9 protein-coding genes are annotated in these 14571 nt (G+C 38.4%); all 9 read right to left on the reverse strand.

What is annotated here, in order from left to right; genetic code table 11:
• Positions 1 to 270: 270 nt before the first annotated feature.
• Complete coding sequence (locus QZZ41_RS01565; RefSeq protein WP_295067147.1) at positions 271 to 5487, reverse strand: leucine-rich repeat protein; 5217 nt, start codon at positions 5485 to 5487, stop codon at positions 271 to 273.
• A 256-nt stretch (positions 5488 to 5743) separates the two neighbouring features.
• Positions 5744 to 6709: a hypothetical protein gene (locus QZZ41_RS01570; RefSeq protein WP_295067150.1), complete on the reverse strand. Its 966-nt coding sequence runs from the start codon at positions 6707 to 6709 to the stop codon at positions 5744 to 5746.
• 490 nt (positions 6710 to 7199) lie between these two features.
• Complete coding sequence (locus tag QZZ41_RS01575) at positions 7200 to 7745, reverse strand: prolyl-tRNA synthetase associated domain-containing protein (RefSeq protein ID WP_295067153.1); 546 nt, start codon at positions 7743 to 7745, stop codon at positions 7200 to 7202.
• Between the two features lie 29 nt (positions 7746 to 7774).
• Positions 7775 to 8356, reverse strand: a complete 582-nt coding sequence (locus QZZ41_RS01580) for a DJ-1/PfpI family protein (protein WP_295067156.1) — start codon at positions 8354 to 8356, stop codon at positions 7775 to 7777.
• Positions 8357 to 8367: 11 nt separating this feature from the next.
• Positions 8368 to 9357 carry a serine hydrolase gene (locus QZZ41_RS01585; RefSeq protein ID WP_295067158.1) on the reverse strand — a complete coding sequence of 330 codons (990 nt, stop codon included), beginning with the start codon at positions 9355 to 9357 and terminating at the stop codon, positions 8368 to 8370.
• Between the two features lie 184 nt (positions 9358 to 9541).
• Complete coding sequence (locus tag QZZ41_RS01590; RefSeq protein ID WP_295067160.1) at positions 9542 to 11884, reverse strand: dockerin type I repeat-containing protein; 2343 nt, start codon at positions 11882 to 11884, stop codon at positions 9542 to 9544.
• 342 nt (positions 11885 to 12226) lie between these two features.
• The gene (locus QZZ41_RS01595) at positions 12227 to 12646 is read right to left on the reverse strand and encodes a pyridoxamine 5'-phosphate oxidase family protein (protein WP_295067164.1); all 420 of its coding nucleotides are present in this window, start codon (positions 12644 to 12646) and stop codon (positions 12227 to 12229) included.
• Positions 12647 to 12697: 51 nt separating this feature from the next.
• Positions 12698 to 13318 (reverse strand): MBL fold metallo-hydrolase, encoded by a 621-nt coding sequence (locus tag QZZ41_RS01600; RefSeq protein WP_295067167.1) that lies wholly within the window; start codon positions 13316 to 13318, stop codon positions 12698 to 12700.
• A gap of 197 nt (positions 13319 to 13515) precedes the next feature.
• Positions 13516 to 14241: an AAA family ATPase gene (locus tag QZZ41_RS01605; protein ID WP_295067170.1), complete on the reverse strand. Its 726-nt coding sequence runs from the start codon at positions 14239 to 14241 to the stop codon at positions 13516 to 13518.
• Positions 14242 to 14571: the final 330 nt, after the last annotated feature.

Raw genomic sequence — 14571 nt, forward strand, 5'->3', positions numbered from 1 at the left:
ATCCGCCATATGACGGGTATTATAGACACAATTATTATAACAATGCCCTGTTTAGAAGTCAATGAAATTGAACTATTGTAATATTATTTTGTTGATTTATACCTATCAGACTGCTTTCAGACCTGACTAAATCTAAATATGTAACAATACATCTTAATTTTGTCTCTGTCAAAAAATCGGCTTTGTACGCTTCATAGTTCTCTGTATGGCAGAATAAGCGGAAAGCTCCTCTTTATTGAGGAGCTTTCCAGTGAATCACATTATTTATGGTTATTTTCTGTCTAGCATAAAGATCTTCAACGTTATCGGTTCATCTTTCGCAGCAGAAATATAAGCATAGAAACAGAGAATGTAAGAAGCGTCAAGTGAATTTACCTTACCGTCCTCGTTTACGTCATATGCTTCTTTTTGTTTCACAGTCAATATAATCGGATTTGAAGTTGAATTCTTTGCATATATCATAAGGATAATGCCTGCATCAACTGCGTCAACCTTGCCATCACCTGAAGCATCACCTAATTCAATATCAGGTTCGTCATCGGTGTTAGTGATTGTTGTAATCGTAGTTGTAGTCGTGCTTGTTGTAGTTGTGGTAGAAGTTGATGATGTGAAAGTTGTCGTAGTAGTTGTCTCTGAAGTTGTAGATGCAGTAGCTGTTTCTGTTGCCTCAGAGGTTGTGGAAGTTGTCTTAGAATTCTCCGTGAGTTCAGTAGTAGTCGATGTGGTAGTTATTTCAGTATTTGTACTTTTATTTGATGTGCTTGAAGTTGTAGATGTAGTAGTTTGGCTTGTTGTAGTTGCCTTCGACGTTGTTGAAGCAGCTGATGTAGTAGTCCTGCTTGTAGTGGTTATCTTCGACGTTGTCGAAGCAGCTGATGTAGTAGTCTTACTTGTAGTGGTTGCCTTCGACGTTGTCGAAGCAGCTGATGTAGTAGTCTTACTTGTAGTGGTTGCCTTCGACGTTGTTGAAGTAGATGTTGAAGTTGTAGTAGTCGTATCGTAAACTCCGTCATCATTAAGAAATCTTACTTTACCTTCGATTTCAGAATTATTAGCACCTACGGTAACATTTTTCTCCCAATCAGCTTTTGTGCTTGGATAGTAAACGTTTTCTATACCGCTGCAGCCGCTAAAGGCATTATCAGCAATAGTTGTTACTGTTTTAGGAAGATATACATCTTTTACACTGGACAATTTGAAGAATGCATAATTCGGAATTCTTGTACCGTTAAGAATAGTTATCCTTTTAAGTGTATTGGGCACAGACATATAGTCATTGGATGTATTCCAAAATTTATAAAAACGATCATCGTAGCGATAACCACAATCGAAGTAAAACGAGAGCTCGCTGGTTGCTTCCGGATCGTCGGCTGATTCCTTGCTGAATCCTGCAAAAGGAAGTGTTATATCTTCAAGGGAAATACAATCATAAAAAATACAACCACCTATGCCTTCTTCGCCACCCTTTATAACTGCTTTTTCAAGCGAGTAACAGTAGCTGAACGCATATTCGCCAATTTTTTTCACGTTTTCTGGAACTGTAATACTTGTGAGCTCGTTGCAGCCCGAAAAAGCACTATTGCCTATAGACTTAAGTGTATTGGGAAGGATGGTGCTTTTAAATCCGGCATTAGTACAACTACTGTATGCATTGTTGCCAATGTTGACTACTTTGCTTGGAATAGGCACATTCTTCATAGCCGAGCATTCATAAAATGCAGCGTCGCCTATCTCAATAATACTGTCAGGAATAATTATCGTTTCTACGCTGCTGAGACGATAAAAAGCATAATTTGAAATTCTTTTGCCGCCAAGAATAGTTATCTTTTTAAGTGTTTTAGGAATCGACATATAGTCATTATATGTGTTCTTGAACTGATAAAAATGTTCATCATAGCGATAGCCGCAATCGAAGTAAAAGGAGAGTTCGCTGGTTACTTCAGGATCATCAGCTGATTCCTTGCTGAATCCTGCAAAAGGAAGTGTTATATCTTCAAGGGAAATACAATCATAAAAAATACAACTGCCTATGCCGTCTGCTCCACCTTTTATAATAGCCTTTTCAAGTAATGAGCAGTTACTAAATACTGATTTACCTATCTTTGTTACACTATCAGGAACTTCAACAGATGTTAAACCTGTACAGCCTGAGAAAGCACCATCGCCTATATATTTAAGTGTGTTTGGAAGAACCATATCTTTGAATTCGGCATTAGTACAACTACTAAATGCATTGTTACCGATGCTCACTACTTTACTTGGAATAGGTACATTTATCATTGAAGAACATTCATAAAATGCAGCGTCACCTATCTCAGTAATATTATCTGGAATAATGATCGTTTCAACACTGCTTAAGCGATAGAATGCATAGCTTGGAATTCTTGTACCGCCAAGAATCGTTATCTTTTTAAGTGTTTTAGGAACGGACATATAGTCATATTTTGTATTGGATTTATTATAAAATTTGTAAAAACGGTCATCGTAGCAATAGCCACTATTGAAGTAAAACGAGAGTTCGCTGGATACTTCGGGATCGTCAACTGATTCCTTACTGAATCCTGCAAATGGAAGAGTTAGTTCTGTAAGAGAAACACATTCATTAAAAATATGACCGCCTATACCTTCTTCTCCCCCCCTTATAATAGCCTTTTCAAGTGAAGTACAACTGCTAAATACAAATTCACCGATTTCCTTTACTGTGCCAGGAACTTCAATAGATGTTATGCCTGTACAACCTGAAAATGCATATGAACCAATTCCGATAACTGTTTCAGGAATATTGATCTCAGTGAATGAAGCACAACCGCTGAAAGCTCCAGTTTCAATTGTTGTGACAGCCTTAGGTATTTCGAGATGTCCTTCAGGGAACTTAACTTCTATTAACTTATTTTTTTCATAATCATATTCATCGTAGGATACTTTGGAGAATGAAGAACAGTTCTTAAAAGCATACTTGCCTATCCGCTTTATTGTCTGCGGCAGATTCATGGATTCCATATTTCCACAGTTGACAAAAACGTTATTGCCGATGCTTGTGATAATCTCACCGTCTTTTTCATTTCCTGAGTTTTCAATAACTACATTTTTTACAATAGAAGGATCTCTGAAAGGTGAAGAATCAAAATCATACATATCACCGTAACCGAAAATATACATATATCCTGATGGATAGAGCATATATGATATATGATCGCCAAGTGAGCCTGCTTCGAGGCAGTAATGATCAGGATTAGGAGCTTTTGCAGTTGTAACGTTACACTTTACATCATTTACTGTGGCTGTTGTAGTAACAATTTCATCTCCGTCTATATCTTCATCCAGCAGTGTGGTTGCTGCTGTTGTGCCTTCTGTATCATTATCTTCTTCATCAGCAGGGGCATTATAACTATAATTTAACGTTTTTGTTCTGTTATTGATATGGAATTCTGCACTCTTAACTACTTCACCATTTACAATAACATCAACTTTATGACTGCCGTTTCTGCAATAAACAACTACTCCTTTTCCATTGACAACTCCTGTTGATACTTTGTCGTCAACGATCAGTTCCACATTCGGAGTATATGTTTTTTCGTCAGGTTTTACAGCAGTTATATTAAAAGTAGTTTTATATGCAACATTAGGACAAGTACCTATTCCAAATCTTGAATTATCTGCTTTATTGATCCATGAACCAGGAAGACTGGCTACACCTGCTAAAAGTCCAAGATTATCAAGGCTGAGATACCAGTCAAAAAGTTTTAAATTTGCTAAATCCCACGTCCACTCCAGCTTCTTTTTTGATAATAATCTATCAAGTTCAACACCGCCTCTTATAACAAAGTTTACATCGCCTTTCAGACAGGTATCGCAGGCGTGTTTTGTATCACCTGACGTATCAAAGCATACAAAGGCTGTGTTTGAGAAGGATTTGGAGTTGTTTGAATTTGCGTAAGATAAACCAAGTGAACCCGTTGCGGAAAGACCTACTTCGCAATAGAGTGAAACCTCTAAAATGCCCCAGACTTCAACTGATACAGATATCTTAATACCTATAAAAGCGCTTCCCTCAAGCATTACAGTTACATCGTCAGATTTAACAACGGTCTTATCGATATGTTCCATTCCCTCATCAGAGTCATATTGGAAACCATATGTAACAGAAGAAGTATAGGCTATCTTTAGTGAAGCTTCAAGCTCTAATACAAAGTCAGCAGATATTTTGGCATCTACTCCAAAACAAATAGGAATTATTATGGTTCCAATATTGCAATTGAAGCCGCCTTCTTTATCATTGCGAAGATCATTAAAATCATCACTACCAACATCTAATGATGTACTTACTGAAAGCTCAGATTTTAATTCATAATAAGAGTATAAATACCCCCATTCTTTATAGAAATCAAAGGACTGAGTAGTTGAAAGGGTTAATCCTGCACCGAGCATAATACCTGAGTCACCAAGAGGTATTTTCCCATCAAAAGTCTGCGATCTGCTATCCGTATCTAAGATCATATACTGTGGCATCTCAAATGTCATGACACCTGTCTCTTCAAAATCAGTATCAGTACGAACAATGCCCTCATCAGCTGTTTCCATATCGAGAACAGCATCTCTCGGGTCAGAATGAGACTCGATTTTGACAAATGCGAGCATATCGTCGATGTTATCATTGCCTGCTACGCATACTGTATCGCCGTCTACCTTTACGTCTTCAACAGCGATAGAAACGATAGATTCAGGACTTGGCTGAATGTAGAAGAATTCGCCCTTTTCAAGATTCTTTACAGTATCGTCCGCATTTTCAAAAACGAAAACATTATTGTCAAAGTCAGACGAAACGAGATCGTTCTTACCGTCTGCGCTTTCGGCGATAATTGTGTCATCGCTGAGAACTACGAAATTGTTCGTTTCGTCCTCATCTAAGTTTACGACCCTGTCCTGTGCGAAATCCTTAGTTGTTTTAGAACGTATCTCTGCAACTTCTCTGGTGTACTTCTTGATTACGAAAGTATCACCTACAGGACGATTGAAAAGGTCGAAGAGCTGTACTCTGATAATGAAGTACTCTCCCAACTTTGAAGTGTCAACAGAAGCTTCGGTACGTTTCAGCCGTCCTGCACTGACATTGCCCTCGACGGAAGCGAAAAGCTGATCGTCCTCATCATTAACGAATGTGATCACAAATTTGCTGTCCTTGGCTTGGGTTGAAGTAACAGCAAGCTTACCTGTGTCAGGATCAAAATCCAGACCTGTTATCAGGTATTCGCCTTCGCCAACATCTGAATTGGCGAGTTTTTTCACAGTCTGATCTTCTTCAGCTGCATGGGTAATAAAGTTACCCAGTGAATTGGAGGATTCAAAGTCCAGATTACTTGCGTGGTCGATCATTGAATCATTTTTGCCGTCAGGAGCGATACTTGTGATAAATTTGTTGCCACTTGACAGGATCGCTGAGGTGCAGATAAGCGCACTCAATGCTCCTGCTACGAGTCGTTTTAGCATTTTTATATTCCTCCTTAATATTAATTTTTGACATTACGTGTCAAATATGTATATATTATATGATATAATAATGCCTCTTGTCAACTTCACCTATGCAATATTTTATTATTCAAATTGAACTCCTATTTACGGCCTTTCTATTTAAGCTAAAGCATATATCAGAAAAACCGTCCTGTACCTTTTTATACAGGACGGTTCTTATATATGTGTTCAGAATATAGTATAAGTTATATCATGCAGAATGAACTATACAATATCAATCACAGCTAACGATCTCAGGAGCTATCAATGTCTTCACAAGATCGTTTGTAGTATAGCTCCTCTTTTTACTTTCAACGTAGCTGCCGTAGTTGTATGTGACTGTCAGATCTGTCAGTATCTCAGCAGAACCACCTACATATCCATAATAAGGTTCATGGCGCGGACGAAGGAAATTGAAATAGAGATCGAACTCTTCTCTTGTCATGAACTTGTCGTAAACTCCCTCAAAAATCGGATTATCAGGGGTGGGTATCCTTCCGCTGAACGGAACGTACACTCTCGGTCCGCCGCGCTCCCATGTTATAACTGGATCTCCGAATTTAGTAAATGGATCAGAACAGCTGACACGCATTCCTGCTATATAAATATCATCAAAATACAGCCTGCCTGAGTATTCACCTGTAACATCATCTAAATACAATGTGTTTTCATCTCTGAATGCATGATCATAATCAGTTTCTACGTACATCCTGTCATATAAGTAATAATCCAGGTTGTATGAGTCCATAAGTCTTAGACCAAAACTGCTGAGGCCGTTATTTTTGCCGTGCGGCTCATATTCCAGCTTGAGACCAAATGGTTCTCCGTCTTGTCTTTTAACGTATAACTTGTCGATCTGTTTGCGTGCATACAGAGCCTTTTCAGGATTCTTCAATGAATCTCTTGAGATAATGTTTTCATCGAGAGTACAAAGCATATGTGTGACACAGAACTGTCCTTTATTGAAACCGGCTATAACAGCCGTTGCTGAATTCAGGAAATTTTTTGTGAATCTCGGAAGCGCATTCTGCTGTTCATCTGTTCCCCAACAGTAACCTTTACCTGCTCCGTTATAATTGTTTGTCAGTTTGGTATAATTGCGGTGAGTCACATCATAAGCTGATGCAGTAATGCTGACTGTAGAAAGCATAGTGATAACTGCTGCTGTAGTCGCTGTAAATATGCGGAAAGATCTTTTCATTTTCATACCTCCAAAAATAATTTTTGTTTGCAAATAGAATGTTTCAGGTGTGGAACTGTTATAAACGGTCGGATAAGGCTTATGTATAATTCAAATCAAAAATAAGGGATACTATTATTCTGTCAAAGTATCATTTTCAAATAAGCTGAAAAGCAGTGTGCACTCCTGCTGACGAGCTTATATTTCTGAAGTGATCTATACATATTTGCAATGATGTCTTATCAATTCAATACCATATCCATATTATATTTTTTTATACATCAGAGGTCAACAGATTATTGGTAAGCTGTAAAATTATGAAGGTAAGTTGCGTTTTAAAGATGGTAAGTTACAGAATAGATGAATTTGCTCATAAAATCAATGCCTATTTTCATTAAGCTGTAAAAATAGGTATTTGCAGCAAAAGGCTCCTCCGTTGTAAGGAGAAGCCTTTGTAATTGGAATTATTTACTTATATCATATCAATAAGGAACCATAAAAGTTGTTTTCATTATTCAGTCGGCAGATCAATATATGTCGGTTCATGCTTTGCAGCACGAACATATTTGATCATATCATCGCGGAGCAGGCGTACTGTTGATGTATTGATACCAGGATGTCCGCAGATATATTCATCTTTCATAAGGTCATTATCAATAACGAGCCTTATATTGTTATCTGTATCAAATATCAGTTCAAGGGCTGAAACCGAGCCCGGAACAGTGTGTAGGTACTCCTGCATTTTATCGGCTTCTGCAAATGAAAGTCGGGCACAGTTCAGCTGTGAGGTCAGATGTTTTGTCTTAAAAGGCTTATCTCCGGGCATTAGAAGCATAAAAAAGCTTGTTTTCTGACGATTGCATAGAAACAGGTTCTTGCATATCTTAGCTCCAAGGACAGATTCTATCAGCAGGCAATCCTCCATTGTATCAGCGTGTTCGTGGTCGGCTCTTTTGTACTCGATACCAAGAGAGTCGAGCTTGTCATATATGGTCATTTCCACTTCTGATCGTTCATCTGTCGGACGTCCACTGTAAAGATTGTTATCTATATTCATTATATTACTCCTTTTGTTTTCTGATTATCTTACATATACCCCATAGCAGTCTTAACAACGTCCGTGTTTTTAGTTCCGATAAGCATTTCAAGCATAGTAAATGCCACATCAGGTGCTGTTTGCGGACAATAGGAAGTTATAATATTTCCTGTCTTTACAACAGGCTTATTAACGATCAATGCACCGTACTGTGCAAGCTGCTTTTGCCTTATTCCGCCATTCAGGTGATAAGTCGTTGCCTCTTTGTCTTTTAGTATTCCGCTGTATCCGAGAGCCAAAGCAGCTACACATACAGTGGCTATGGGCTTATTCTGTTGATCGAATTGCTTTATGATATCTGACAGCTCGGAAGAAAATGCTTCTTCATAGAAGCCGAATTCTTCAAAACCACCTGGAATTGCTAAAGCATCATAATCATCAGTATCTATGTCGCCTACCAGCTTATCAACTAAAACAGGTACACCGAAAGTGCTGACGACCGTTTTATTGAAGCCGCAGGTGACTACATCAACTTCATGGTGATAGTCATTTCTCGCCCAGCCCACTATGTCAATAAACGCACTTGCTTCTATTGTTTCAAATCCTTTTGCAAGAAATAATAATACTTTCATAAATACCTCATTTACATTATGATCGGTTCGATATACTTTCTTATGAAATCTGCTCTGTCAAGTACAGTGGGCTTGAAATAGGCTGTTACAGCAATAACGATATTCTTTTCAGGATTGATATAAATGACGTTTCCGCTGTTTCCGAGAGCTGCGTATATATTCTTTTCGCGGTCTAATATCCACCACAGATAGCCGTATTCCATGCCCTGCCAGTTCTGATTTTCAATACTTCTGGGACTTGTCATTTCTTCTATCCAGCTTGAAGAAACGATACGCTTTCCGTTATAAACGCCTTTATTTAGGCATAAAAGACCTATCTTTGCCATATCTTCCGCCGACATACAAAGTCCGTATCCAGGAGTTCCCAAGTCTTCTTTATCGCAGAACCATACATTCTCTTTAGGAGTTTTCTCTATGGTAAACCGCTTGTGTTCTTCGGCTGATTTTGCTATGTAGATAGAGTACGGTCTGATATCCAGCGGTCCGAAAAGATATTTGTTTGCGTAATCAACAGTTTTCATTTTTGTTGCCTTATAGAGTATCCCTGTAAGGATATGCAGGCATACCGTCTTATAGTTGAATTCGTCTGTCAGCCCGTTCTTTCCGCCGAGGAAGTCAAGAGAAGCGTAAGTCCAGTTATCGCTTGAACATACCTTTGACCACGGATCACCCTTGCCTTTATATGGTGCTCTCATAGTCAGCAGATGCCTGATAGTCACATCATATATGGTCTTTTCTCCGCGTTTGACTTTATAATCAGGGAAATAGTCAAGGACTTTATCATCAATACTTCCTATCTGTCCTTTATCTAAGGCAATACCTATGAGCAATGCCATAATGCTTTTGGTAGCAGACATTATGTGTACGCAGTCATCTTTCTTGTAATCGTGCCATGTGTCACTATAGACCATTTGTACGTCTTTGTAAGCGCAGATCTGGCAGATGTTGCTCTCATTGCCCTTGCTTTCCTCAATATACCTATGAAGTTCGTCCTTTGTCATAATATACCTCCGTATTGATAGAGTTCTGTATATTCGATCGAAATTTCATACAGTATCTTTATTGTATCAAGATGAATTTTTAATGTCAATACTCTTTTCTAAAAAAATATTGTTACGGAATTCAATGGATTATTCGCGTAAATAACAGAAAGCTCCTTCATAAGAAGGAGCTTTTGTAATAAACTTATTCGTCCTGTGTAAGGGAGTCTATTAAATTAAGCAGATATTTCTGTATTTTTAATGCATCATTTCCTGTAATACCCTTTGCCGATGTATCAACGTCTGCATTCACAGTACCCTGTTCTGTAATGTGATTGTTATCAGTACCGTTAATACCGTACTTGTTTGGATTAGCCAAAACCTGCATGATAAGTACAGTGTCTGCCATGTCTATATTACCGTCGCAGTTTGCATCGCCTTTTTGGTTTGTTTTACTGAGTTTAATAACTAAATCCTGATGTTCACCGTATTTTTCAAAAGTGATCTTAGGCTCTTCATATTTATATGCATAACCCTCTGGAATATTAGTCAGTTTAAAGCAGTAATCTTCTTTAAGGAGTCTCAGAGAGTCAAAGTTCATCACAGGTGTATCAGAGGTATTCCAGCTTATATTTCCGAGCCTGTACGGTGCATTCATAATAACAGTTACACCTTCAACGGTTTCTTCTGTTTCTTCATCGACTACCTTAATATCAGCTGTACAGGAATTACTTGAAGTCGGAACTTCTTCGGCACAGAAACATATCTCCTCATCACATTCACCATTCTTTACTGTGAATTTGACACCATTTTCATAGTATTCGGAATACTTTGTGAAAGTACCTTGGAGTTCAGGGTAGAGGCTGTTAAGTGCCCATTCCATTTCGGTATTTGGCTGTACTATCCTGTAATTTGAATTGAGTGCTGTCTTTAACAGGTATTCTCCGTCAGGAAGATAGATCTGGCTTGGTATGCATGGATATCTGTATCCCTGCATATCAGTAACCATGATGCCTTTTCCTCCGGTATTGCTGTTCATTATACCGTAGCTGTTTAAAATTTTGTATGTTGTAATCTGAAATTTTACACTTTTCATAGATGTTGGATATACAGGATGAACAACTCTGTCCACACTTCCGCCTTTATCGAAGGCAAGCTGAATATCAGAATATCTGTAATAATCATCTGATTCACCGTTTATAGCAAGATAGTATTTTGCATCTTCATCAAATTCAATATCATTTATAGTCTTCACAGGTTCTTCTTCTGCATTCCAGCTAACAAGTTCAGTTTCTTTTGAACCCACTTTTTTGTATATTCTTGCTTTTGCACCTTCAACAGGTTTGCGGTCATTGTCCATTATTCCAATTGTCACAGCACAGTGCTTATCATCTATGGGTACAGGAGCTTCATCAGGAAGAACTACAGCAGGTACATCTAAATTCTTTTTGCGTCTTGCCCTTATTACTATGTCCTTGTGCTGTCCCTCCGAAGTAAACTTGAAAGAAGTATCAGGTATATAATAGAGTTCGGAAGTATTAACGGGAGTAACTTTATAAGTATTTTTCAAAGACAGCAGCTTATCAAATGACATTGGGTTAGAGTCGGTGCTGTTCCAGATTATAGGGCTTTCCTTGAAAATTCTTTCATTTATAAGTGCAAGTTTGATACCATCAACAGGTTCTTCCGTTTCACTATCGACAATAGAAATATCAGCAGAACAAGCGTTGCATCTTTCAGGGGTTGGTTCAACATAGAAATTAAGAAGAGTATCTGTTTCTCCGTTTACAACATCAAACCCAAATCCCTTTGAAAAGTCCCTGTCAAAATAATCCATATTTATTCGCTTATCTCTTTTACCCTTAAAATCGATGATAGCTGCTGCGGCTTCTGAATTGGGTTTAACATATCTGTATATTTCACGGGGAATTACGTAAGCAGTATAATGACCGTCGGGGAGAATAAATCCGCCTACGCCACAGTATCTTACACCATTATCATCAACGATATATTTTTCCTCAATACTACCTTCAAACAAATCACCCATAAATATGATTATGTCGCTGCAAGTGATAGCAGATGCAGCGACTTCGATACAGTCATACATACCACGTTCTTCACGATCGGCACGTTCTGCGCCTCGACCACAGAAAATGATTTTATCGGTATCCCCTTTTTGGCTAAGCTTGACCGTTGTCGATTTCGGCAGAGTGTAACCTTCTGGCACGTCCTCAAAAATGATCTTATAGGTATAATCCTCGCTGTATTCAAGTCCTTTTAGTTCTTTTACCCCGTTTTGTGTTAGCTCCCATTCATCAATAACGACATCTTCTTCGCCTGATCTTACAAGTTTGGCTTTTATGTGTGCGTCATCAGGTATCGGTTCTGTTAAAGATGACATCGAGACTGTTACCGTACAGGTCTCAGGATCAGTGTCTGAAACAACTGTATTTTCAGCCGATACTGTGAATGGATCACTGTTATATACTGAATAACTTCCTATAACAGTGAGTGCAGATAATACTGCAAGCATTTTTTTGAATAACATAAATAATCCTCCTATCATGTGTATAAGAATTTTATATTCTTATATTCAAGAATTATATAGCATAATAAATGTTTTGTCAATAATATGTCGCGCATATCTGCATATTAGTTTACATATATACTAAATGCTCTGATAATGAATTAACCAACAAAATTGGGGCTAAGAATATCAAACAGTTATACAATATAGCTATTTTGCATACTCTGTTAATTCAGTAAACGTTCTGTATGAAAGAATTATTGTATATCAAAATCGAAGTCCGCAATCACTACCGCATACTGCGACAGTACAGAGAACAAAAAATGGGAACAGCTTTAAGCCGTTCCCGATGTTTTTATATTATTAACAGAGCTTGATAGGCTGTTTGGGCTCAAAATTAGTTGCCATAGTCCATGTAACAGCAGTGCAGTTCTTCATCACAAATACCTTCATAAGATTGTCTATGCCGTTGTCCTTCCACGCCTGAAGGAACTTTCTGGACGGGTGGTTGAATATCTCCTCACGGAGCGCAGGATCTTCGTTGAGTTCGAGTGTTCCTGTAACTCTGATCTGAACTTCACCGCATGCGAAACACATCTCTGCCTTAGGATTAGCCATTATCTGGCTGAAAACATCCTTTGTTGAGGCTGTGTGGAACACGAAGCCGTTTTCGTCTGCGCGGAACAGCAGCATACCTCTTACGCGTGGCTGGTCACCGTCCATAGTTGCAAGGTGAAATACGGGGTGTTTGTTGATAAGGTCAAAAATCTCATTAGCAGTCATTTTCATCATCCTTTCTGAATTTATGTTATCCCTTGGGGACACAATCTATAATTACAGTTTTATAACAACCTCTATACCGCTGTCAACAGCCTTACGAAATTTCTCTCCGTCCTCTGGTGAGCCTGCAACTGTTCCGTAGTGGATAGGGATAGCATATTTTGGTCGAATAGTGTTCACAAGCTCTGCCGCCTGAGAAGCATCAGTTGTAAACGTACCTCCTGCAGAAATGAGCGCAATGTCGCACTTCACGTGTTCATTCTCAGGTGTGATATCCGTATCGCCTGCTATGTATATGCGTCCAAGATCAGAACTGTCGATGATATATCCCAGCCAGCCATTAGATTGAGGATGGAAAGGCTTGCCAATATTGTACGCAGGAACAGCCTCAAAGCTGATACCCAGGACTTCAAATTTCTCGCCTGCTGTAACCTGCTCCACTGTCAGACCAAGCTCATGTGGTTCGTTTACAGATGTTGGACAGACGATGACAGTATCAGACTTCATCACCTTACGAATATCATCGGGAGAGTAGTGATCGAAGTGGCTGTGTGTGATGAGGATGATGTCAGCATCATGAGCAGCGATTTTGATGTTGTAAGGATCAGAGTAGATGATCTTTCCATCATCAATTCGGATACTGCTGTGTTCGTTTATGGTTATAAAATCAAGCATGATGAAACCTCCAGTCCGAATTATTTTTAAAATTATAGCATAAATTGGTATGAATAGCAAGCAATTTCTCGTAGTTTATAAAAAATGCCGCAAAGTTTGCGGCAGTCTAATTTATCTTGTTATTCACAACAGATATCCATATAGCTTGGGACAACATGACATTCTGATAATTTATGATTTTTTGTGTTAAATGACATTTATTCATCGAACAAGTGCCTCAATATCTGTTTGCGGTCATTGATGAACATTTTTGTTATTTGATAACTCTGAGTATTCTCATAGCTTATTGACTGAATCTTTCCATCGTCAAAGCTGAGAATATCCGCGTTAGGATAGCCAAGAAGAATAGGCGAATGAGTAACTATTATAAATTGCGAATCTTTTTTCACGCATTTAGACATTTCGAGGAGCATTGTTAATTGACGTTGTGGAGAAAGTGCTGCTTCTGGCTCGTCGAGAATGTACAGACCATTCTGATTGAAGTTCTTTTGTATGACTGAAAGAAAGCTTTCACCGTGAGATTTTTCGTGGTAGTGCTGAGGTACGCCTTGTATTCTTGAATAATAGTCCTCAGCAGTAGCTACATTATAGAAGCTTTCCGCTCTGAGAAAATATCCCCACTTTGCTTTATTGAAGCTTCGTACAAGTCTGAGAGCGTCATGAAGCTCGGAATGTGAATCGTAGGTCGAAAAGCTATAATTCAAAGTCCCACCCTCGGGATTGAAGCCATAAGCGACAGCGATAGCTTCTAAAAGCGTGGACTTTCCGCTGCCGTTTTCACCTACAAAAAACGTAACAGGCGAGTGAAACGTCAGCTCGTCAAGAGAATTGATAGCTGCTATTTTTCGGAGATAGCTCCTACTTTCTATCTTGTCCCATTTTATTTTCAGCCCTGTAAGATATAATTCGTTGGGTTCAAGCATTTTTTACCTCGTTTTTCTGGAAATCCATGCCCTTTTTCTTCTAATTGGTTGCTCATTTTATTCACACATCGGTTCATTCTGATTATACCATATACTGAAAGCATTTTCAATCAAATTTCAAGATACATCTATGGGTTACTTGCTTTTTTAGTTGACATATAAGCGCAGTATCAGAAAAAACATATCAAAGAATAGCTGTATTTCTTAAAATAGTCGCTTTTCATACATATACTCACGTTATTCCGAATAAAAAGAATTATGAGAGTATAATAGTGTAAGAATAATCCCCCTCATCAGTTTAAGCTTAATTGCTTCGTGTGATGTGGGGGC

The sequence above is a fragment of the Ruminococcus sp. genome, from assembly GCF_016283395.1.